The organism is Clostridium sp. YIM B02555, from assembly GCF_022320955.1.
GTDB classification, from domain to species: domain Bacteria; phylum Bacillota; class Clostridia; order Clostridiales; family Clostridiaceae; genus Clostridium; species Clostridium saccharoperbutylacetonicum.
Genome location: NZ_JAKJJY010000002.1, coordinates 115,945 through 140,574 on the forward strand (window position 1 = coordinate 115,945; position 24,630 = coordinate 140,574).

General features: G+C 29.6%; 20 protein-coding genes. 17 read left to right on the plus strand and 3 right to left on the minus strand.

The annotated features are described in order from the left end of the window. Position 1: 1 nt before the first annotated feature. The 9 genes from L3B98_RS04040 to L3B98_RS04080 all read left to right on the plus strand — a co-directional run bounded on the left by L3B98_RS04040 (position 2) and on the right by L3B98_RS04080 (position 11,412). On the plus strand, positions 2 to 775 hold the full coding sequence (locus L3B98_RS04040; protein ID WP_238915715.1) for a MurR/RpiR family transcriptional regulator: 774 nt from the start codon (positions 2 to 4) through the stop codon (positions 773 to 775). Between the two features lie 356 nt (positions 776 to 1,131). Beyond that, entirely contained in the window at positions 1,132 to 2,727 is a 1,596-nt protein-coding gene (locus L3B98_RS04045; RefSeq protein WP_238915716.1) for an alpha-glucoside-specific PTS transporter subunit IIBC, read from the plus strand. A 123-nt stretch (positions 2,728 to 2,850) separates the two neighbouring features. After that, on the plus strand, positions 2,851 to 4,176 hold the full coding sequence (locus L3B98_RS04050; RefSeq protein ID WP_238915717.1) for a 6-phospho-alpha-glucosidase: 1,326 nt from the start codon (positions 2,851 to 2,853) through the stop codon (positions 4,174 to 4,176). Positions 4,177 to 4,438: 262 nt separating this feature from the next. Further along, on the plus strand, positions 4,439 to 5,062 hold the full coding sequence (locus L3B98_RS04055) for an orotidine 5'-phosphate decarboxylase / HUMPS family protein (RefSeq protein WP_238915718.1): 624 nt from the start codon (positions 4,439 to 4,441) through the stop codon (positions 5,060 to 5,062). After that, complete coding sequence (hxlB, locus tag L3B98_RS04060) at positions 5,059 to 5,601, plus strand: 6-phospho-3-hexuloisomerase (protein ID WP_238915719.1); 543 nt, start codon at positions 5,059 to 5,061, stop codon at positions 5,599 to 5,601. Before L3B98_RS04055 ends, hxlB begins: the two co-directional genes overlap by 4 nt. A gap of 129 nt (positions 5,602 to 5,730) precedes the next feature. Further along, positions 5,731 to 6,564: a MurR/RpiR family transcriptional regulator gene (locus L3B98_RS04065; protein WP_238915720.1), complete on the plus strand. Its 834-nt coding sequence runs from the start codon at positions 5,731 to 5,733 to the stop codon at positions 6,562 to 6,564. A gap of 148 nt (positions 6,565 to 6,712) precedes the next feature. Then, complete coding sequence (locus L3B98_RS04070) at positions 6,713 to 8,569, plus strand: beta-glucoside-specific PTS transporter subunit IIABC (RefSeq protein ID WP_238915721.1); 1,857 nt, start codon at positions 6,713 to 6,715, stop codon at positions 8,567 to 8,569. A 2-nt stretch (positions 8,570 to 8,571) separates the two neighbouring features. Next, positions 8,572 to 9,978 (plus strand): family 1 glycosylhydrolase, encoded by a 1,407-nt coding sequence (locus tag L3B98_RS04075; RefSeq protein ID WP_238915722.1) that lies wholly within the window; start codon positions 8,572 to 8,574, stop codon positions 9,976 to 9,978. A 468-nt stretch (positions 9,979 to 10,446) separates the two neighbouring features. After that, the gene (locus tag L3B98_RS04080; RefSeq protein WP_238915723.1) at positions 10,447 to 11,412 is read left to right on the plus strand and encodes an NmrA family NAD(P)-binding protein; all 966 of its coding nucleotides are present in this window, start codon (positions 10,447 to 10,449) and stop codon (positions 11,410 to 11,412) included. A 90-nt stretch (positions 11,413 to 11,502) separates the two neighbouring features. Here the strand turns inward: L3B98_RS04080 and L3B98_RS04085 are convergent, their stop codons facing one another. Next, entirely contained in the window at positions 11,503 to 12,387 is an 885-nt protein-coding gene (locus tag L3B98_RS04085) for a LysR family transcriptional regulator (protein ID WP_238915724.1), read from the minus strand. 322 nt (positions 12,388 to 12,709) lie between these two features. Between L3B98_RS04085 and fliB the strand changes: the two genes are divergently transcribed. Next, a complete protein-coding gene (gene fliB / locus L3B98_RS04090; protein WP_238915725.1) occupies positions 12,710 to 13,921 on the plus strand; it encodes a flagellin lysine-N-methylase in 1,212 nt (403 codons plus the stop codon). 187 nt (positions 13,922 to 14,108) lie between these two features. Here fliB and L3B98_RS04095 read toward each other — a convergent pair whose 3' ends face one another. Both L3B98_RS04095 and L3B98_RS04100 read right to left on the minus strand, forming a co-directional pair. Further along, positions 14,109 to 14,903 carry a nitroreductase family protein gene (locus L3B98_RS04095; protein ID WP_238915726.1) on the minus strand — a complete coding sequence of 265 codons (795 nt, stop codon included), beginning with the start codon at positions 14,901 to 14,903 and terminating at the stop codon, positions 14,109 to 14,111. Positions 14,904 to 14,954: 51 nt separating this feature from the next. Continuing rightward, positions 14,955 to 16,196, minus strand: coding sequence for an MFS transporter (locus tag L3B98_RS04100; protein WP_238915727.1), 1,242 nt, complete (start codon positions 16,194 to 16,196; stop codon positions 14,955 to 14,957). A gap of 182 nt (positions 16,197 to 16,378) precedes the next feature. On the opposite strand from L3B98_RS04100, the gene L3B98_RS04105 reads away from it, so the two are divergent. From L3B98_RS04105 to uxaC, 7 genes are all read left to right on the plus strand, one after another. Continuing rightward, entirely contained in the window at positions 16,379 to 17,197 is an 819-nt protein-coding gene (locus L3B98_RS04105) for a helix-turn-helix transcriptional regulator (RefSeq protein WP_238915728.1), read from the plus strand. 116 nt (positions 17,198 to 17,313) lie between these two features. After that, positions 17,314 to 18,030: a DUF2461 domain-containing protein gene (locus tag L3B98_RS04110; RefSeq protein WP_238915729.1), complete on the plus strand. Its 717-nt coding sequence runs from the start codon at positions 17,314 to 17,316 to the stop codon at positions 18,028 to 18,030. 157 nt (positions 18,031 to 18,187) lie between these two features. Then, positions 18,188 to 18,796, plus strand: coding sequence for a hypothetical protein (locus tag L3B98_RS04115; RefSeq protein WP_015395009.1), 609 nt, complete (start codon positions 18,188 to 18,190; stop codon positions 18,794 to 18,796). Between the two features lie 391 nt (positions 18,797 to 19,187). Next, complete coding sequence (locus L3B98_RS04120) at positions 19,188 to 19,859, plus strand: GntR family transcriptional regulator (protein WP_238915730.1); 672 nt, start codon at positions 19,188 to 19,190, stop codon at positions 19,857 to 19,859. Between the two features lie 145 nt (positions 19,860 to 20,004). Next, positions 20,005 to 21,066, plus strand: a complete 1,062-nt coding sequence (uxuA, locus tag L3B98_RS04125; protein ID WP_015395006.1) for a mannonate dehydratase — start codon at positions 20,005 to 20,007, stop codon at positions 21,064 to 21,066. Between the two features lie 111 nt (positions 21,067 to 21,177). Next, positions 21,178 to 22,791, plus strand: coding sequence for a mannitol dehydrogenase family protein (locus tag L3B98_RS04130; RefSeq protein WP_275298367.1), 1,614 nt, complete (start codon positions 21,178 to 21,180; stop codon positions 22,789 to 22,791). A 409-nt stretch (positions 22,792 to 23,200) separates the two neighbouring features. Continuing rightward, positions 23,201 to 24,613, plus strand: coding sequence for a glucuronate isomerase (uxaC, locus tag L3B98_RS04135; protein WP_238915731.1), 1,413 nt, complete (start codon positions 23,201 to 23,203; stop codon positions 24,611 to 24,613). Positions 24,614 to 24,630: the final 17 nt, after the last annotated feature.

Below are 24,630 nucleotides of genomic sequence, written 5' to 3' on the forward strand. Positions count from 1 at the left end.
TATGAAATTAGAAGAACTGGTTAATAATAATTATGATAAGCTAAATGAAAATGACCGTTATATATGGAAATATATATGTAACAATAAACGTGAATGTTGTAGAATGTCTATTGACGAACTAGCAAAGAAATGTAATATTTCAAGAACAACAATTTCTAGATTTACTCAGAAACTATCTTTAGAAGGGTTTGGAGAGTTTAAAGTAAGGCTGAAATTAGAATTTAATGAGAATGATAATATTAAAGATAGTAGTGTAGAAGAAGTGTATCAAGATTACTACAGAACAATAAATGAAATGAAAGAGAAGGATGTCTTGGAAATATGTCGTATGATTTATCGTGCAAAAAATCTTTTTGTTTATGGAACTGGAACTGTGCAAATCGCAGCAGCAAACGAACTTAAAAGACACTTTCTTAGTGTAAATAAGTTTTTCGTTACATTGCATGGAGAAGGTGAAATGGATACAGTGCTAGAAACAGCTACAGAAGAAGATTTAATTGTAATTATATCGCTATCTGGTGAAAAAAAGTCAGCAGTGGAACATGTAAAAAAAGTGAAGGCTAAAAATATACCTTCCATTTCTATTACAAAGTTAACAGATAATCCAGTAGCAAGATTATGTGAACAGAATTTATACATAATTACAAAGCATATAAGGATAAAAGATGTGGTTACTTTTGAAAATGTAGGTCAGTACTTCATCTTAATAGAAATGTTATTCTTAAAATATATCACGTATTTAGGGCACTTAAAAGAAGATGGTACAATATTATAAAGTGTATATATGAATAAAAAGTTGGCACAATATTTATGTGTCAACTTTTTTGGTTTGTATAAAGAAAATTGAAGAAATATAACCTGTGCGAATGCACAAATTTTGTGCAAATGACTTAAAAATGCACATAGGAAGTAAGTGGATTAAAAGCATTGAAAAGGGTTTAAGTAATTGTTAATATTAGCTCATACAAGATATCTTGATAAAAAAATTTAAATTATAAACACAATTAATTTTTGTTAAATTGTAAATAAAAAATTTAATACAACTTAAAGAAAGCTAAGGCTGTAAGAAGATTGCTTTCTTGAAATTATTACAATAATTATTGATAAAAAATTCTTAAGGGGGTCATAAAAATGATGCGAAAAATTCAACGCTTTGGAGCTGCGATGTTTGTTCCAGTTTTATTCTTTGCCTTTTATGGTATGGTTGTTGGATTTTCTATTTTGTTTACAAATCCAGATATTATGGGATCAATAGCAACCAAAGGTACAGCATGGTATAGCTTTTGGTATGTGGTCCAACAAGGTGGGTGGACAGTATTTAATCAATTACCATTATTGTTTGTAGTTGGATTACCAATTGTCTTAGCTAAAAAAGCGCAAGCACGTGCTTGTCTAGAAGCTTTATTAATCTATTTAACATTTAATTATTTTATTAATGCTATCCTTACTCTTTCAGGTTCAAGCTTTGGTGTTAACTTTGATTTACCACCTGGAGTTACTGATGGGATATCAAGTGGACTTGCAATGATTGCAGGTATAAAGACTCTTGATACTGGAATGATAGGTGCAATTTTAATTGCAGGTATAGCTGTATATCTACATGGTAAGTTCTTTGAAAAGAGATTGCCAGCTTATTTAGGAATATTCCAAGGTTCAGTTTTTGTAGCAATGATAGGATTTTTCGTAATGATTCCAACTGCTTTATTGATGTGTTTGGTTTGGCCAAAGGTTCAAGGCGGAATAGGGGCACTACAAGGATTTTTAGCTTCATCTGGAGTTATTGGTGTATGGATTTATACATTTTTAGAACGTATTTTGATTCCAACAGGATTACATCACTTCATTTATGGACCGTTTATTTTTGGACCAGCAGTAGTTCCAGATGGTATTGCTTCATATTGGCCGAAACATTTAGCAGATTTTGCAACAAGTGCACATTCATTAAAAGAAATGTTTCCAGCTGGTGGGTTTGCACTTCATGGGTCATCTAAGATATTTGGATGTACAGGTATAGCATTAGCTATCTACACAACTGCTAAACCTGAGAAGAAAAAAATTGTGGCTGGTTTGCTTATACCTGCAGCAATAACAGCTATTGTGGCTGGTATTACTGAGCCACTTGAATTCACATTCTTATTTATAGCTCCAGCATTGTTTGCAGTGCATGCTGTGTTGGCTGCAACTTTAGCAGCAACAGAATATGCATTTGGTGTTGTAGGTAATTTTGGAGGTGGATTAATTGATTGGTTTGCACAGAACTGGCTACCATTATTCAAATATCATCCAGGTACTTATATAACTCAAATAGTAATAGGGTTATGCTTTACAGTTATATATTTCTTAGTATTCCGTTTCTTGATAATAAAGTTCAACTTTGCTACTCCAGGGCGTGAACCAGATGACGAAGAGGCAAAACTTTATACTAAAGCTGATTATAAAGCAAAAAAAGGTGAATCAGGAGAAGTTAAGAATGATTCATCAGATGGAAGTCAAGCTTTGCAATTCTTGCAAGCTTTAGGTGGAAGTGAAAATATTGATGATGTTACTAATTGTGCCACTAGATTGCGTATATCAATAAAAGATGAAAGTAAATTAGCACCAGATAGTGTATTCAAAGAAGCTGGAGCTCATGGAGTGGTAAGGAATGGAAAAGCTATTCAAGTTATAGTTGGATTGTCAGTTCCTCAAGTGAGGGAGGAGTTTGAAGGTTTACTTAAAAAGCTATAAGTTAATGTAAAAAAATTAATTTAATATAATATTAAAGCAAAGTGTTTAAGGTAAAAATACTTGTATTGTTTAATTAAAGTTAATAAATAAAAAAATGTATTTCAATTTAAGGAGGAAAAAATTATGAAAAAATTTTCAATAGTAATAGCAGGTGGAGGAAGTACTTTTACTCCAGGGATAGTATTAATGCTATTAGACAATCTAGATAAGTTTCCTTTAAGAAAACTTAAATTTTACGATAACGACAAGGAAAGACAAGCAATAGTAGCTGGAGCTTGTGAGATAATTTTAAAAGAAAAGGCACCTGAAATAGAATTCCTTGCAACAACAGATCCAGAAGAAGCCTTTACAGATGTTGATTTTGTTATGGCTCATATAAGAGTTGGTAAATATGCAATGCGTGAGTTAGATGAAAAAATTCCATTAAAATATGGAGTTGTTGGACAAGAAACTTGTGGACCAGGAGGAATGGCTTATGGAATGAGATCTATAGGTGGAGTTATTGAAATCCTTGACTATATGGAAAAATATTCACCAAATGCATGGATGCTAAATTACTCGAATCCAGCAGCAATAGTTGCAGAGGCAACAAGAAGACTAAGGTCGAACTCAAAGATATTAAACATCTGTGATATGCCAATAGGAATAGAAACAAGAATGGCAGAAATATTAGGCTTAGAGTCAAGAAAAGAAATGACAGTTAAGTATTATGGACTTAACCACTTTGGGTGGTGGTCAGATATACGTGATAAAGATGGTAACGACTTGATGCCAAAATTAAAAGAACACGTTGCAAAATATGGTTATGTAGCAGATAAGGGAGATACTCAACATACTGATGCTAGTTGGAATGATACTTTTGCCAAAGCTAAAGATGTATATGCAATAGATCCGAGCACATTACCAAACACTTATTTAAAATATTATTTGTTCCCAGACTATGTAGTTGAGCATTCTGATAAAGAATATACAAGAGCAAATGAAGTAATGGATGGACGTGAAAAATTTGTATTTGGAGAATGTAGAAAGGTTATTAAAAATAAATCCACAGAAGGTTGTGAATTGGAAATAGATGAACATGCTTCTTATATAGTGGATTTAGCTAGAGCCATTGCATATAACACTCATGCTAGAATGTTACTAATAGTACCTAATAATGGAGCTTTAGAAAACTTTGAGCCTACAGCAATGGTTGAAATACCATGTATTGTAGGAAGTAATGGACCAGAACCATTAGCATTAGGAAAGATTCCACAATTCCAAAAAGGATTAATGGAGCAACAAGTGTCAGTAGAAAAGCTAGTTGTTGAAGCTTGGATAGAAAAATCCTATCAAAAATTGTGGCAAGCTATAACGCTTTCTAAGACAGTCCCTAGTGCAACAGTTGCTAAACAAATATTAGATGAATTAATAGAAGCAAATAAAGAGTACTGGCCAGTATTAAATTAATTAAGATTTACTTTGAATAAGGATAAAGATAGACAGCAATATCTTTATCCTTATTATAAATTATTATAAGAGGTGAAGAAATTGTGTTTGAAAGCAACAATATTTTAGGTTAAGATATGAATTATGAAGGCAGGTAATATAGATAAATAGTATTAAGTCTGAAATTAGAGCAGATGTAAAAAATCCTCTGTCTTCATAATTTATTAAATTTATAAGAAATTCCAGTTCAAATTCATTTAAAATATTCAACAAGGAGGATAAAATGAAGTTACAAGTTGCTATAGATAGAGTCTCTTTTGAAAAGGCAAAAAACTTAACCGAAATATTTGATGGATTAGCAGATGTTATTGAAATTGGAACCTCGTTAATTAAGGATTATGGACTTTTGGAGCTAAAAGAGTTGACTAGTAAAAAAAATACATCAAAATTATTAGGAGATATTAAGACTAGTGATGAAGGTGCTTATGAGTTTAAACAAGGCTTTAAACAAGGTTTTGATATTTTAACTGTAATGGGAAGTGCAGCATTAGAAACTATAGATAAATGTTATGAAGTTTCTGAACAAAATAATGGGACAATGATGATAGATTTATTGCAATGTTCAGATGAAAAGATTAAAGAAATATCACATTTTAAAAATGCTATTTACTGTATACATGCGTCTATTGATAGAGAAAAATTATTAAATCCAGCAGAAACAGTAAAAGAATTTAAAGAAAGATTTCCACAAGTCAGTAGAATTGCTGTTGCAGGAGGGATTACTTTAGATTGTATCCAAGAGTTAAGCAAACATAATATAGAATTGGTTATAGTAGGTTCTGCAATTACCAATGCAGAAAATCCGGTACAAAAAGCAAAACAATTTAAGGAGGCAATGGGGAAATGAGAACAATAGATCAAATATTAGAAGAAATTAAGGAGGTAATAGCAAAAGTAGATGAAGAGGAAATAAAAAAAATAGTAAGCGTTTTTAAAAAGGAAATAAGAATTTTTGTTGATGGAGAAGGAAGGAGTGGATTCCAAGCAAAAGGATTTGCAATGCGTTTAATGCATATTGGTTATAATTCGTATGTAATGGGAGAAACAATAACACCTGCATTAAAAAAGGGTGATATATATGTTGCAATATCTGGTTCTGGAAAAACAAAAAATACATTAAGCAATGCAAAAGCAGCAAAAGACATTGGACTAACTTTAATTGGAGTTACAAGTAAAAAAGATTCTCCTCTTGCAAAAATATCAAATTTTATGCTTGAGGTTCCAGGAAAAACAAAAAATGATAATGGTATTGCATCAATTCAACTTTTAAGCTCTTTATTTGATCAATCTGTTCATATAGTTTTAGATGAGATATGCTTATTAATAAGTAAAAAAGATAATTTATCAGATAGTGAAGTCTCAAAGAATCACGTAAATGTAGAATAATATTATTAAAAGTAAAAAAATTTTATTAGTAAGGCAACAAATAAAAAATACATATTTATTATTGATAAATTGGATTAAATCTAATAAAATAGGTGATTAGATTAACAGTTGAACTTTGGCTGAATATAAATGATTAAGGCAGGGATGGACTTGGGTACACTATTAAATAGATTATTAATAATTTTGAATAATGGGAAGGAAGACTCAACATATTATCATATAGCAAATATTTTATTGTGTAATTTTGCATCTATAAAAGATATGACAATATCAGAAGTTGCAGATTTGTGTTTTGTTTCTAAATCAACGATTTCTAAATTTACGAGATATATAGGATTTGATGATTTTCTAGAATTAAAGTTGGCATCTTCTTATAAAAGCGATAAATATTCTAATTATTTAAATTATAGTGATAATATTTTAAGTTATATGGAAAACCACACTAAAGAGGAATATATAGATGTGATTATAGATGATTTAAAATTAGCAAAATCTAGTGTTGATATGAATAAGATAGATGAATTAGTTGAAGATTTAATAAAATATGATAAAGTGGCAGCTTTCGGACTTTTATATTCAGAATCTGCAGCAATGGATTTACAAATAAAACTTGCTTATAATGAAAAATACATTATTACACACATAAATGATGTAGAGCAAAATGAGTATATTAAAAATTCAGATGAAGACACTTTGGTTATTATATTTACTAACTCAGGAGATTATATAAAAAAGTACCAGTTGATGGCAGGAAATGTTGATAAAAATATTTTTAAACAAACTAAGGCTAAAATTGTTGTAATTACAGCTAATAAGGAAATGGAAAAGCATCCTTATGTAGACCTATGTATTACTTTTCAGCATGCATCAAGTGTGCAGACTCATTCAATATTATTTCAAGTAATTACTGATTTTATTGCAATTAGATATAGAAAAAGAAAGAAAGAGATAGATCAAGTGTGAGTAAATATTTAATTATACCACACTTTTTTTTTTTTGTCATAAAGTTTCTTAAAATCGAAATTAAAAGTTATAGTAATTGTGAATGCTATAATTATGTTACATCGATGTAACCGGTATCAAAAATATAGTTATTATAGGAGGAAGAACTATGGCAAAGAAGAATTATGAGCAACTTGTAAGAGAAGTAGTTGATAAGGTTGGAGGCGTGGAGAATATTAATAGCCTGTTCCATTGTGTAACTAGATTAAGATTTAAGTTAAAGGATACGTCAAAAGCAGATAAGGAATCAATTAAAAATATAAAAGGTGTATTAACTGTAGTTGAAGGAAATGGTCAATTTCAAGTTGTTATTGGAAATGAAGTAGCAGATGTTTTTGATGCAGTATTAAAAATGTATCCTCAAATTAAAAGTGAAATTAAAACAAGTGATATAGAAGAAAAGCCATCTGGAAATATATTAACTCGTGCGTTTAATACAATGGCATCTATTTTTACTCCAATAATAATAGCGCTTGCTGGATCGGGTATGATTAAGGCAGTTCTTGTAATTTTAACAACATATGGACTTATGGATAAAGCAGGAAGTACTTATAAAATATTAAGTGCTGCTGGAAATAGTGTATTCTATTTCTTACCATTATTTTTAGCGTTTAGTGCAGCAAAAACTTTTAAGGTCAATCCATTTATTTCAGTTGCAATAATTGGAGCGTTAATGGAACCTAATTTTACAGGATTAATGAAAGCAAATGGAGATATGGCATATTTTGCTGGTATTCCAGTTGTACTGATGGGATATTCAGGGACTGTTATTCCTGCAATTTTAACTATTTGGGCATATTCATATTTAGAAAAATTCTTAAAGAAATTTATTCCTAAAAGCATAGAAATATTTGCATTATCAATGGTGGCTTTATTAATTATGGTACCACTAGCTGTAATAGTAATTGGACCAATTGGAGTAACACTAGGTAATGGATTGGGATATGTAATTAATACCTTAAGTAGTAGTAGTGGATTGTTAGCAGGACTTATTGTAGGTGCAGGATGGACATATTTAGTTATGTTGGGTATCCATTGGGGAGTTGTTCCAATAATGATCAACAATCTTTCAAATCTTGGTTATGATGTTATAAGACCAATGATTGCAGCTGCAACATTTGCTAGTGCAGGTGTTGCTTTAGGAGTGTTTCTTCGTTCTAAAAATAAGGAAACAAGAGGTCTTGCAGCATCATCTTTGGTTCCGGCATTATTGGGTGGAATTACAGAACCTATTGTATATGGTTTATCAGTAAAATATAAAAAGCCTTTAATTGCACAGACAATAGCAGGCGGAATTGCAGGAGCATTTATGGGAATGTTTCAAACTAAGGCAATTGTATATGTATTTCCTGCATTAACAACATTACCAGCTTTCTTCGGAGAAACTTTTACAATTTATATAATAGGTATAGCTATGGCGTTTACAATTTCAGCAGCATTAACATACTTTTTTGGTTTTGATGAAGGAAAAACAACTTCAGAATCTAAGAAGAATCATGATAATGATTTAGAATTAGTTTCATGTGTTCAAGGAGAAATGATTAATATAGAAGAAGTTAGGGATGCAGTTTTTGCAGGTAAGGCAATGGGAGAAGGAGTTGCTTTTATACCTGAAAATGGTGTAATAACAGCACCAATTGATGGAACAATTGAAGTGGCATTTCCAACAGGTCATGCAATTGGAATTAAATCAAGTGATGGTGTAGAGATATTAATCCACGTTGGCATAAACACAGTTGAATTAAAAGGGGAGCATTTTAAAATGCTTGTTAATCAAGGTGAAAGTGTAAAATGTGGACAAAAATTAATTGAATTTGATTTAGAAGCAATAAAGGAAAAAGATTATGATATAACAACAATGATGATTATAACTAATAGTGAAATATTTAATGATATAAATATAGACGAATATCGTCATGTAACTAATGAAGAGAGAGTTATAAAGTTGAAAATTAAGGAGGCATAAATATGGGATTCCCAAAAGAATTTTTATGGGGTGGAGCAATTGCAGCTAACCAGGCTGAAGGCGCTTTTAATGAAGATGGGAAAGGGTTAAGTATTGCAGACGTACTTCCTGTTGGGAAGGATCGTTTCAAGGATGTATCTTTAAACATAGAAGATGATAAATATTATCCGAGTCATAGGGCAATTGATTTCTATCATACTTATAAAGAAGATTTAAAAGAATTATCAGAATTAGGCATGAAGTGCTTTAGAACATCAATTGCCTGGAGCCGTATTTTCCCAAATGGAGATGAAGCAGAGCCAAATGAAAAGGGATTAGAATTTTACGATAATTTGTTTGATGAATTGCTAAAGTATAATATGGAACCTGTTATCACAATTTCACATTTTGAAACACCACTTAACTTAATAAAAAAATATGGTGGTTGGAAAAATAGAAAGTTAATAGATTTCTATATAAATTTTTGTGAGGTTATATTTAACAGATATAAACACAAAGTAAAATATTGGATGACATTTAATGAAATAAATCATGCTCATACACTACCACTTATTGCAGCTGCAATTGAAGTAAAGGAAGATGAAAGCAAGCTTCAAGATATTTATAAGGCTAGTCACAATATGTTAGTGGCAAGTGCCAAAGCTGTTATAATGGGTCATGATATTAATGAAGAATTCAAAATTGGATGTATGCTTTCTTTATCTCCAATTTATCCAGCCAGCTGTAAGCCAGAAGATGTTTTTGAATCCTATGAGTTGCGTCGTCGTTCGCTATTTTATAGTGATATTCAGCTTCTTGGAGAGTATCCAGCATACTTTAATCGTATAGCAAAGGAAAACAATATTTCTATAGAAATGGAAGCAGAAGATAAAGAAATTTTGAAAAAGGGTGTTTGTGATTACTTAGGATTTAGTTATTACCGTTCATCTTTACATGAAGCAGGAATGAAGATTCTTGGCAATACTGGAGGATTATTGGGAAAGAAAAATCCATATTTAAAAGAAAGTAAGTGGGGATGGCCAATAGATCCATTAGGATTACGTTATGTATGTAATGAACTTACAGATCGTTATCATAAGCCATTATTCATTGTAGAAAATGGTTTGGGTACTAGTGATGAAATTGCTGAGGATGGAAAGATTCATGATGATGAGAGAATGGAGTATTTAAAAGAGCATGTAATCATGATGAAAGAAGCAATAGAAGATGGAGCAAACATATTAGGTTATACCTGGTGGGGACCTATAGATATTGTTTCAGCAGGTACTGGAGAAATGAAAAAACGCTATGGATTTGTATATGTAGACAGAAATAATGATGGCAGTGGAACATTAAATCGTAGGAGAAAAGAAAGTTATAATTATTATAAACAAATTATAGAGAGTAATGGTGAAAATTTAGTCAGATAAAATGCAGGAATTATTATAATTCTCAAATGAGTAAATGTTATGGATTTATATACGTATATGCAGATGATTTAGGAAATGGAACCTATAAAAGATCAAAAAAGAAAAGTTCTTTATTGCTGGATTTTATATTCCGTGTTTAGCCTTCACCATGAAACCCACGAAAATCTGAAATTTCGATTTTCGTGGGTCTTTTGTTTTGCAATGAAATAGATTTATTCAGTATCTCTATTTAGTTTTTATAGAATAAGTAGGCTGTAATTTACAATTATCTAATGTGCATATTAATTGATATTTTGTATTAATAAAAATTTTCTATTACTAATAGAAATTTTTAATTTCAGTTTCGAACATAAAGGTGTTAATATTTTAACAAGTAATCTATTACTTAATGTAAATGTTTAAGCTTTGCTAGCAGCTTATTATATTATTCTATCAATATTTTAATTAAAAATAAATGGAGGGAAAAATATGCGTTATATTGTTACAGGAGCAGATGGGCAATTAGGTGGAAGAGTAGCTACTAATATGTTAAATGAGGTGTTTGGAGATCAATTAATCTTCACATGTCCAGATAAAAGTCGTTTAAGAGAAGAACGCTTAAAGGTTTGGGAAGAAAAGGGGGTTACAGTAAGAGAAGCAAATTATGACAATAAGGAACAAATGATAGAAGCATTTAAAGGTGGAGATCGTCTTTATATGGTATCTGGTGTAGTAATAGGACCAGAGCGCGTACAGCAACATAAAAATGTAATAGATGCTGCTATTGCAGCAGGTGTAAAGCACATTACATATACTTCATTCTTTGGTGCTAACCGTGAAGGGTACAAGCAATATGTATTACCAGATCATACAGCAACAGAAGAATATTTAAAAGCATCTGGTGTAGATTATAATATTATGAGAAATAATCTTTACTTAGAAAATTACTTACTTAATTCTGTTATGATGGCAAATTTAGATAACAATAGATGGGTTACTACAGCAGGAGAAGGAAAAGCTACATTTATTGCAAAAGATGATAGTGGACGTGTTGCTACGGCACTATTATTAGGCAAAGGTGAACACAATAAAGATTACGATGTAACAGGTCAATTAATTGGCCAAAATGAAATCTGCAATATGATTCGTGAAATATCAGGTATTGATTATGAATATATAACAATAAATGAAGAAGAATATTATGATTATTTAGATTCAATATATATACCACGTACATCAAAAGGAAATTACTCAAAATCACCAGTGCCATGGTGTGCTAATGATATGGTAACAAATGAATCTGGTATTAGAGATGGGTTAATGGCAATTGAAACAGATACAGTTGAAAAATTGACAGGAAGAAAACCAATAGATCCTAAAGAATTGCTAGAAAAATATAGCTTTGTATGGAAAGAAAAAATAACTACTTATTGGGAATTAGGGAAAGTTCAATAATTCTACTTTACTAAATTATACCATGGTATTTTTTATTTAACTAAAAAGAGACCAATAACAATTTAAATTTAGATTGTTATTGGTCATAATCTATAAATTTTTATATATTTGCTTTGTAATGTTAACAAAGCCTTTTATATGACTCTGTTTATTGTTTTTGTGCCATGCAATGCCATAAGAAACTATATCATTTATATCTATAGGAATGATGGAAAGCTCAGGATCGTTTGGACATACAAAGTCTGGCATTACTGCAATTCCAAGTTTTCCTTTAATCATCGTATATGCAACCTGTGGTCCATCGCTGAAATAAATAGTAGACATTGGACATTGCATTTGAATATCTTTTTGTACTCGTGTCATTTCAGATGGAGATTTTAAAGGATCTAACAAAATCAGAGACTGATCTTTCAAGTAATCTATTCTAATTATACTGTTACAAGCTAGTGGGTGGTCTTTAGGTAATGCACAAACAAATTTGCTAGTAAAAAGTTCTTCGTAGTCAACATCTGGTAAGTCCTCAATACTTTCCTTCACAGTAAAAATTAAATCGAAATTATGATTAGTAAAGAGATTTCTTTTCTCTTTAAAATCAGAAATTTTCAAATATATATGCACATGTGGAAAATTTTCTTTAAATGAACTTAATATATAGGGAAGATACTTTACCTCTGTATTGCCTTCATAACCAATAGATAAATTAGACTCAAAGTCTTTTGCATAATTCTTTGCCTTTGCTATAGCTATGTTTGTTCTTGTTAGAATATCTTTCATATCATTATAAAAAGAAACACCTGCTGGAGTAAGCTCAACTTTTCTCTTTGTTCTAATAAATAACTTTAATCTAAGTTCGTCTTCTAGAGTATTAATCTGATGGGTGACAGTAGGCTGTGTGATGTATAAAAGTTCTGCTGTTCTAGAATAACTGAGAGTTTCAGCTAAATGAACAAAACATTCAAATTGCTTAATGTGCATATTGATTCACCTCCTATAATTAATAGATGTTCTCTATTAATGATAACATATCTCAATTTCAGTTAAAAGAATATAAATGTTAGTATATTAATATTCTAGTAATCTATTAAACGTTTGTCTTTTAGTGGCTTGGGTTAAAAATCATTATCAGATTGTATAAATTGTAAGATATTATTTAAATGAGTGATATACAAATTATAAGGTCTTGTTCAGGTACAAAATAAACTGAATTTTAAATTATAATTTTCAATATACGTTATTTTGATGATATAATTAGCTTTGGGCACAATCAAGAAAATATTAAAAGGCAAGGAAGGTAAAAATGCAAAAGAATGTTAAGATGATATATCCATCCTATATAGATAAGTTTCAGTGTATTGGAGGAAAATGTGAAGATAGCTGTTGCATTGGATGGGATATAGATATTGATAAAGAAACATTTAAAAAATATCACAAAGTCACAGATGAAGCAATGAAAAAAATGTTCCAAAAAAATGTTCATAACAATCAATATTGTACTAATAAAGATTTAGATTATGGAAGAATTAAGTTGGGAAAAACAAAAAGATGTCCGTTTCTAGATGATGAGAATTACTGTTTGATTCAAGGGAAATTTGGAGAAGATTATCTTTCTAGTGTTTGTACCCAATTTCCTAGAGTACTAAATAAAATAGATGATCATTATGAAATATCTCTTGATGCAGCATGTCCAGAGGCAGCAAGAATTATTCTTGGAAGTAAAGAGAAGATAGAATTTAAGGAAAGTGAGAAGAGTTTAGGTAAGTATATTATGTCAGGTATACTTGATACTAGATCATCTGAATTCAAAGATACACCGATAAGGTATTTCAAGGAGATTCGAGACTTTTCAATAAAAATAATACAAAATAGAAATTTGAATTTCAGCTGTAGATTATATGTTCTGGGTGATTTCTTAAATGAACTAGAAGATATAGAAAGTAATGAAATAAAAGAATTTATAAGAGAATATGATATAGAAAGCGAAGCTAAGTCTTATAAAAGAGAAAGTATGAATTATGTACTTCAGGTTTCATTTTTGAAGAATGTACTTGATTCTTTAGATATATTAAATGAAAATGATAGCCATAAATTTAAAAAGTATACTAAAGAAATTATGCAAGGATATAATATTAAAGATAATGAACATGTAATAGAAAATAAGGATGAATATATAAATGCATTTGAAAAATATACAGAGGAGTATATAGAAAGCAATAGTTATATATTTGAAAGTTATATTGTTAATTTTATATATAATAATTTATTCCCTTTTTCAGAAAGTGATTGTATGTTTGATGGATATATTCTACTTTTATTTAGATATTCAATGATGAGATTTTATCTAGTTGGAAAATACATATATAATGGAAAAGACTCTGTGGAAGATATGGTAGAGTTTATTCAAGTATTTGCAAAAGCAGTTGAGCATGATAAGAACTATAGAAGTGATATCTTAGAATATATTAAAGAAAATAGCTATGACAATATGGAATTTGCAAAAATACTTTTGTAGTAAATCAAAGGTTTTATATAGGATTTTTTTATTTTATACTTTATCGTTCAGAAAACCATCTGCTAACTGTTGGCATTGACGTTAGAAAAGCTTTTATTATGTGAAATCTACATCATAAAATCTATGACCATTTGTATATGGCTTAAATAGCTACTTACAGATGGTCATGTTTTTTAAAAAAAGGATATTACTGATTTATAAAAGTAAATTCTAATGGATTTCTGTCAACTAATCTTTGATAAGTATATTTAGGATATCCAACCATAACAGCACCAGTGATTTTTTTATTACTTTTGATATTAAATAATTTAATTAGTGGGGAATTTTCCTTCATAGCAACTCTTTCAAACATTCCAGCCCAACATGAGCCTAAGCCTAATGTTGGTGCATATAACTCCAAATATGTAAATGAAAGAATTGAATTTTCTCTTCCGCGTGGGAAGCTTGAATCAGCAGTTGCTAGTATAAGACTGGAGGCTCCTCGCAAAATTGTATCAGTTCCTTTTTCACGATAGGGCTTTGTAAAGTTATTTGACACATTATCCTTTTCGAATTCTTCAATTACAATTTTAACAGCTTTATCAAGAAGTTTTCTATCATCGATGATAACATACGATACACCTTGAAGATTATGTCCACTTGGAGCAAAATGTGCAATATTTACAAGTTCTATTAATTTTTCTCTTGGAACGGGAGTTTCTTTATAGGATCGGATTGAACGCCTTGAACGAAGAAAGTTTTCGGCATCTTCAGGACTTAGTTTTGGAAATTTTTTTGAGCTTATTTGAGTGGATAAGGGCGTTTTTATATTATCAATTGCTTCTCTTGGACATATAGCTACACAATGGCCACAGGAAATACACTCTTCACTACAGACTTCTTTAGGCCCATTTTTACTAAGTTCTAATACTCGTTCTGGGCACTCTTTTACACATAAACCACATTTAATACACTTCTCTTGATTTACAGTTATCAAATTCATTTTAATTTTCTCCTTTATTTTAAATATATTTGACTTAAGTAATTTTATAAATTATTGATGTACAGTTTCATTTTTAGTGCTAATTATATTTGAGGATTTTATGCTGTTTTTTCGATTAAAAAGATTATTAGTAATTAAATAATAAATATAGGCTAGTAAAAGTATAGTGCAGCTTGCCATTGTAATCCCTTTAACACCAAATGAATGATATACATAGGTACTTATCCATGAACCAAGAGATCCACCTAAGTAATATCCAACCATGTAAAGGGAATTTAATCTGCTATGATTTTGGAGACTAAGTTTATAAATCCTTCCTTGATTTAGGGACATATTCATTCTTGACCCAACATCTAAAATAAAAGTTATAAAAATTATAATTATAAGTTTAGACCAACCCATACCTAAGATCAAAAAAGAGATAAACATTATAGCTAGAGCTAAAAGATTCCACAAGCTTACATTCTTGCTGTTTGTAAGTTTTCCTGAAAATCCAGCTGCAAGAGCGCCTGCAATACCTAAGAAACCAAAAAGTCCAACTATGGCACTCCCATAATTATAAGGAGAACCCTCTAAAATAAAGGATAAGGAGACCCAAAAGATATTGAAGGCACAAAATGCAGCAGCGCCAAAAACTATTGTTTCTCTTAATACCTTCTCTTTTTTTAGTAATGGAGGTAAGGATAATATAATATTTTTATATGAACTTTCTTTTTTAACATTATCACTTGGAAGAGAATAATATAAGTACACTGTAAAAATTAATAAAACTATTGCTGCAAATTCATGAACTCCTCTCCATCCAAATAATTGACCAACAACTCCGCCTAATACTCTGCCGAGTAGAACTCCAAGAAACACTCCAGTTAATAAGTGCCCAACTATTACACCACGTTTTTCTGATGAAATATTTGATGAAACAAATGGAATTATAAGCTGTGCTGAAACGCTTGAAAGTCCCATAAAAAATCCTATAATTACTATTAAATTAAAGTTTGAGGCTAAAGTCATTAAATATAATAATGCAGCTGAACAAATAACACTTAATATGATTAAGTGTTTTCTGCTATACCTATCCCCCAATGGTACAACAAATAATAATCCAATTGTATAACCTATCTGTATAGCAGTTATAAGCTTACCAGATGATGAAGCAGGTACAAAAAAATCATTAGAAATATTGGTTAATAAAACTTGGTCGTAGTATAAATTAGCTACTATAATTGCACAAATAATTGATAAAATTAATAATAATTTGTTTGAAAAATTTTTGTTTTTTAAATCTCTGTTCATTTTTACATCTTCCTCTCTATATTTCATGAGAATAGTGTATAATGAAAGTATTATTTTAAATAGAAGCTAAGTTATCATATGATTAAAAATACCATGTTTATTACAGATGGAATTATTTGTAAAATAATTTGTAAATTATATGTATTATCATTAATAATTAAATATAAATAGGAGAGCTGGTAATGATGTCTAAAAATAAAGAACTTGGATTATTTTTAAAAAAGAAAAGATCCACATTAAGGCCAGAGCAATTTGGACTCAAATTTGATAAAAAAAGAAGAGTAAAAGGTCTAAAGAGAGAAGAAGTCGCTGATTTAGCAGGAGTAAGTATTGATTGGTATGTGCGTATTGAACAAGGACAAAATGTTAATCCATCAATAGATGTATTAATATCTTTGAGTAGAGTGTTGCAATTAAATAATGAAGAAAAACGATATTTATTTAATTTGACAGATAAAAAATTACCTATGGAAGACATTACTGCCGCTATCATTTCGAATACGCTACAAAAATTTTTGGACAATCAGAATCCTAACATAGCATACGTTACTGATAGCAAATTAACAATGATTGGATGGAATACGGCAGCACTAAAAGTTTATGGTAATTATGAAAAAATGAATGAAAAAGAAAGAAATTCTGTTTGGAGAGCTTTTAATGATGATTATCTAAAGGGATTATTAGATAATTGGGAGGGGCATTCTAAACTACGTGTTGAACAATTAAGAGCAAATTATAGCTATTACGAGAATGATAATACAATAAATGAGATTATAAATGAATTGAATGAAAAAAATTGTTTATTTAACAAATGGTGGAGTAATCAAGGTATTATGGGAACACCAGAGGGGCAAAAACTTTTACATCATCCGTTAGTAGGAGACTTATACTTAAGCTATATTTCATTTATGTCTACAGAAATAGAGGGAGCGTATATAACCATTCAAATGCCAATAGATGATTATACAAAAAATAAATTAGAACAACTTATGTTAGTATAAATCAAATATACTATGACTGAAATTAAAAAGATTTATTTTATGTTTGTTCACTTAGAGTGTTTATTAACTTACCTTGTCTTAGATTTAGAGTGATTTTAGGAATGGAGGATATTAAAATGGACAAAAATAATGTCAGTAAATTTGAAGGTTTTTCACCAGAATCTTTAACTTTTCTTAATGATGTAAGAGTAAATAATAGTAAAGAATGGTTCGAAAGCCATAGAGATGACTATAACAAATATTTATTAAAACCATTTCAAAATTTGGTGATAGATTTAAGTGAGCAAATGCTTAGCATTGATGATCTTATTGAGGTTGCCCCTGTAATTAATAAAACAGTATCAAGAATTTTTAGAGATATAAGATTTTCAAAGGACAAGTCTTTATATAAAAATACCATGTTCTTAACCTTTAAAAGGGGAAAAAAAGAATGGAGAGATGCTCCAGCCTTTTTCTTTGAAATTTCTCCACAATCTTATCGTTATGGGATGGGATATTATAGTGCATCTAAAGAATCTATGGATGTATTCCGTAAAATGATAGATGAGAATCAAAAGTCTTTTGAAAAAGCTATATCATTTTTTGATAAACAAAATGTATTTACAATTGAGGGAGAAGAATATAAAAGAATTTTAGATTCTACTAAACCAACAAATATAAACAAATGGTATAACAGGAAAAGTATCCATTTGGTTCACAACAATGTTGAAGTTGAGAGACTTTTTACAAAGGACATATTAAAAGATTTGACAACAGCTTTTACTATGCTCAAACCTATTTATGATTATTTATGTAGTGTGGAAGTTAGAAAAAGTAAGGAGATAAATAAATAGAAAAATAAAATTTCAGAATAGTATTTATTATAATTGCTCCTTTTGTTTTATTGTGATAAAATTATCGCGAATATTGATAACAATTTATTACAAGTATTTTTATAAGTACGATTATTATTAATATATACTATCTTAAAAGATATAGAGGAGTGTAGGCATGGAAGAAAACTTAAGCTTAGAGAATTTAAGTGCAGAAGAAATATGGCAAAAGTTATATAATAAAGAATTAAATTGTAAGAAGAACATTTTAGAATATATAGATGTTGCAAGGATATTAAAAAAAGGAGAAGCTGATCCAGAGAAAATTCAAGATACTTATAATTTTATCTATGATAATATTGAGAAGATGTCAGATAAAGTTAAGCCAAATACTATTATGTATCTTCAAAATGAATTAAAAAATCAGTTTGGCAAATATGTAGTTGAAAAGGAGCCTAAAGAAGAAAATGCCTTTATAAAATTCTTTAGGGAGGCATATCCTGTAAAAGATAGAAGAAAAGATTTTACATGGGTTATGATGAATATTAACAATATAGTAGAAGAACAAATTTGGACTACATTAATTCATATTAACAGGGAATATATATGTAAAAGAATTAAATTAGATGCTGAAGAAAAAGAAGCTATAATTAAAATGATAGAAAAGGTAATTGAAAAAAATAATAAAAAATATATTAATCAAATAAAAAGTTTGGATAAATTATTAAATAATTTAAATATTAAAATAGTAAATAATAGTGATAAATTCAAGGTTAAAAAATTATAATTATGTAAAAAGAATTTTAATAATGCATAAAAGCATTTTTAAGATTCTTTTTTATCGTTGATATCTAAGTGGATTAATAATCCATTTAATACTTAAAAGGATTATAGTAATCACAATAATAATTGCTAGGATGATTTTCAAAAAATTATAAAATATTTGCTTGACATTGTAAACGGTTATGATAAAATAAAAATATCTACCATACAAGTATGGTAATGATAATTATTTTAATATATGTTCAAAAAAATATAGTTTATTATGCAGTAGAAGTCAAATAGTTTTATAAGAATAAATTATTCAATTTACTTTACATGATAAAAATAGTAAGATTAAGTATAGAGTTAACTACCATACAAGTATGGCAAGTAAAAAAGGTAAAGGAGAATAATTAATGACATTAGATATAAAGAAAAATACTACAAGCAAAACTATATATTATAAACTCAGAGAAGAAATTATAAATTTATGCCTTGAACCGGGAACTAGTATTTCTGAAAAAGAACTTTCAGAAAGATATAGTGTAAGTAGAACTCCAGTAAGAGAAGCGCTTGTTCGTTTAGCTCAAGAAGGATTAGTTAACATCTATCCTCAAAAAGGGACAGTTGTTTCTTTAGTTGATTTATATGCTGTTGAGGATGGAAGATTTTTGCGTGAACATCTAGAAAGAGCTGTAGTGAAAGAAGCATGCAAGGAATTTTGTCCTGAAAAAATATTAGCACTAGAAATGAATTTGAAACTGCAGAAAATGTATATTGAAAATCATGATTATAAAAAATTATTTGAAGCCGATGAAGAATTTCATAAGATAATCTTTGAAGGAAGTAATAAGAAAAGAATATGGGATAGTATCAATGATGGTAGTATAGAGTTTCAAAGAATTCGTATGCTTAGATTAGAAGTTAACCCAAACTGGGATAATATCTATTCACAACATGAAGAAATATTCAATGCTATAAAAAATAGAGATGCAGAAAAAGCAGAAGAAGTTATGAAGGAACATTTAAATATGGTTACCTTTGATAAAAATGAAGTAAGAAAAATATATCCAGATTATTTTAAATAATAAAGTGATTTTGAATTACTTTATTAGTAATTAAGGGAGGTGAGGCTTATATAAAATATGAAATTAGAACTTTTATGTTCTTATGGAAATTATATAGCTAAGCTAAAGTTAAGAAAACTCAAGAAAAAGCAGGAGGAACATAACTATGAAAATGGGGTTTAGATGGTACGGTGAAGGAAATGATACCGTAACACTTGATCAAATCAAACAAATTCCAGGCGTGGAATCGATTGTCTGGGCTCTTCATGATATGGCAGCTGGTGAAGAATGGCCAATGGAAAAAATTCTTAAGGTAAAAGAAGCAACTGACAAGTATGGATTTAACTTAGACGTTGTTGAAAGTGTTAATGTCCACGAAGATATTAAGCTAGGATTGCCAACGAGAGATAAATACATTGAAAATTACAAAAAAACAATAGAGAAGTTAGCTAAGGTTGGAGTAAAAGTTATTTGTTATAATTTTATGCCTGTGTTTGACTGGCTTAGAACAGATCTATACAAAGAGGCAGAAGATGGATCAACAGCTCTTTTCTATGAAAAAGCAAAGATTAATGATATAGATCCAATGGAATTAGTTAATAAAATAGCATCAAATCCAGATCTTACAATGCCAGGTTGGGAGCCAGAAAGACTTAAAAATTTATCACAGCTTTTTGAAGCATATAAGAATGTAACAGAAGAAGATTTATGGAATAACTTAAAATATTTCTTAGAACAAATTATACCTGTTGCAGAAATAAATGATATTAAGATGGCAGTACATCCGGATGATCCACCTTGGTCAATCTTTGGATTACCAAGAATAGTAAAAGACAGAAATGATTTAGCAAGATTATTAAAGCTTGTAGATAATCCTTATAACTGTTTAACTCTTTGTAGTGGAGCAATAGGTTCAAATCCAAATAATGATGTACCAGCTATGATAAGAGAATTTGGAAATAGAATTGCTTTTGCACATATTAGAAATGTAAAGATTTATGAAAATGGTGATTTTATTGAAACATCTCATAGAACTTGTGATGGTTCTTTAGACATATGTGACATAGTTAAAGCATATCATGAAGTTGGATTTACTGGATATGCAAGACCAGATCATGGAAGACATATTTGGAATGAACAATGCAGACCAGGTTATGGACTTTATGATAGAGCACTTGGAATTATGTACATATGGGGAATATGGGATTCATTACAAAGAAATAAATAGAATTTAGAGAAAAAATGAAATTAATATTTAAAAGAAAATTCTTTCTTTTAGTATGCTAAGATGCTAGAAATAATTAACGTTAACAATAGTTTTGAAGAGGTGAAAATAAGAATGAGTAATTCAAAATTGGTACTAAGTAAAGAAAGTATTAAAAAGAGCGAATTATGGGAAAAGGCTGGAATAGAGCTTCCAAAATTTGATTACGACAAAATGTCAGCTTTAACTAAGGAAAATCCTACATGGGTTCACTTTGGAGCAGGAAATATATTTAGAGGTTTTATAGCAATGTTGCAGCAAGAACTTTTAAATACTGGAAAAGCAGAGTCAGGTATTGTTGCCGTAGAAGGATATGATTATGAAATTATAGATAAAATTTATTCCCCTCATGATGATTTAAGCTTATTAGTAATTATGAAACCAGATGGAACCTTGGAAAAGAAAATAGTAGGAAGTATAGGTGAAAGTCTGGCTGGTGACTATTCAAGAAAAGAAGAATGGAATAGATTAAAAGAAATATTCTCAAATCCATCTTTGCAAATAGCAAGCTTTACAATAACAGAAAAAGGTTATAGTGTGAAGAATTTATTAAAGGAAGATATAACAGATGGATTAGAACACCCCGTAAGTATTATTGCTAAAGTTGCATCCTTAGCATATGTAAGATATCAAAATGGACAACATCCAATAGCATTTGTAAGTATGGATAACTGTTCAAAAAATGGTGAGAAACTTCATAATGCAATGGAAACAATGATAAAGAAATGGATTGAAAATGGACTTGTAGAAGAAGATTTTCTTAAGTATATCAATAATAATAAAAAGGTATCATTCCCTTGGAGTATGATTGATAAAATTACACCTAGACCATCACAAAGCGTTAAGGATACATTAGAAAAAGATGGCTTCGAAAGTACTCAGATTGTAACAACTAACAAAAATACTTATATAGCACCATTTGTAAATGCAGAAGGCCCACAATATCTTGTAATAGAAGATGATTTTCCAAATGGCCGTATGCCTTTAGAAGATGCAGGTGTATTTTTAACAAGCAGAGAAACTGTAGAAAGAATTGAAACAATGAAGGTTTGTACTTGTTTAAATCCGCTACATACGTCTCTAGCAGTATTTGGATGCCTTCTTGGATTTAATTTAATAGCAGATGAAATGAAAGATCCAGCTTTAAAGAAATTAGTTGAAAAGATCGGATATGAAGAAGGGATGCCTGTTGTTGTAAATCCTGGAATAATAAATCCTGAAGACTTTATTAAAGAGGTAGTTGAAGTTAGACTTCCAAATCCATATATACCTGATACACCTCAAAGAATTGCTTCAGATACATCTCAAAAAGTTGGTATAAGATTTGGAGAAACAATTAAAGCTTATAGTAACAGAGGAGATTTAGATCCTAAACAACTTAAATATATTCCACTTGTTATTGCAGGTTGGTGCAGATATTTAATGGCAATAGATGATAATGGTAATGCAATGGAGTTAAGCCCAGATCCATTATTAGATGAATTGAAGAAATATGTAGCTAATGTAAAATTAGGTACTAAAGAATTAGTTGAAGAAGATTTAAAACCTATATTAACAAATGAAGAAATTTTTGGTGTAAATCTTTATGAAATAGGTTTAGGAGAAAAGATTGTCGGCTATTTCAATGAAATGATTTCAGGAGTTGGTTCTGTCAGATCAACTTTAGAAAAGTATTTAGAGTGCAAATAATTTAAGATAATTACATGCATAAAAAATAAACATTTTTATCATTCTCCATTTATTTTACTCTGTCAAATAAGATAAACAAAGAATGATAGAAATGTTTAAGAAAAATAATGTGAAGCAAATTATAACATAAATCAAGCTAATTTACAACTTTCCTTATCGGGACAGTGGTGTATTAAAACAATAAGAAGAGTTTTGGAAATTACTACGTTAAGGAAAGTAAATTAGCTTAATTAAAAAAATTATCGATATCTAAAGGTCAATATATCAAATCTAAGAAAACGTTATGGTAAAGTGTTGGATAGATACAGATTGCAATAATATACTTATACTAATATAGTGTGGGTTATTAACTTGTTAAGTTCAATACTATACAAATATGAAATATTTATTTGAAAGTAGGATGATGAATTTGAAAAATTTCATGGATGAAAATTTCTTATTATCTAGCGAAACAGCTATAGAGTTATATCATAATTATGCAAAGGATTTACCTATTATCGATTATCACTGTCATATTGATCCAAAGGAAATATATGAGAATAAAAAGTTCAATAATATAACAGAAGCATGGTTGTATGGAGATCATTACAAATGGCGAGCAATGAGGAGCAATGGCATAGATGAAAAATATATCACAGGAGATGGAAGTGATTATGACAAATTCTTAGCTTGGTCACAAACTATACCAATGTCTATAGGAAATCCTCTTTACCATTGGACTCATTTAGAGCTTCAAAGATTCTTTGGAATATATGAGCCTCTTGATGAAGATAATGCCCCAATGATTTGGAAAAAGGCTAATGAACTACTTAGTGGAGATGGATTTGCAGTAAGAGATTTAATCTTAAAATCAAATGTAGAAACTATATGTACAACTGATGATCCAATAGATACATTAGAATATCACATAAAACTTAAAGAAGATACTAGCTTTAATGTAAATGTTTTACCTACATTTAGACCTGATAAAGGTGTAGAAATAAATGCAGATGGCTATGTTGAATGGGTAAAAGCTTTAGAAGATATATCTGAAATAAAAATAAGTGATTACGATAAGTTTTTACAAGCTTTAGATTCAAGAATAAGATTTTTTCATTCAGTTGGATGCAAAGTTGCAGACCATGGTATTGATGGTGTAGTTGTTTATGCAGAAACAACAAAAGAAGAAGCGGCAGCAATATTTGCTAAAGTGCTTGAAGGCAAAGCAATAAGTACAGAGGAAGAAAAGAAATATAAAACATATACTTTAAGACATGTATTTAAACTTTATCATGAACTTGGATGGGTATTGCAGCTTCATATTGCAGCACTTAGAGCCAATAATACAAGAATGCATAAAAAAATAGGACCTAATACAGGATTTGACTCAATTAATGACGAAAGCATAGCTTATCCACTTTCAAGGCTTTTAGATTCTGTAGACAGGGAAAATTCTCTTCCTAAAACAATTTTATATACATTGAATCCAAAGGATAATTATGTTCTTGGAACTATGATAGGAAATTTTCAAGGAGATGGAATCCCAGGAAAAATGCAATTTGGAGCAGCTTGGTGGTTTAATGATAATAAAGATGGAATGATTGAACAAATGAAAGCATTAGCCAATCTTGGATTATTAGGTCGTTTTGTTGGAATGCTAACTGATTCTAGAAGTTTCTTATCATATACAAGACATGAATATTTTAGAAGAATTGCTTGTAATTTAATTGGTGAATGGGTAGAAAATGGTGAAGTGCCAAAGAACATGAAATTACTTAAAAAAATTGTTCAAGGAATATGTTATAAAAATGCAAAAACACATTTTGCATTTAATGAAAGATAATTATACACGTGCGTAGA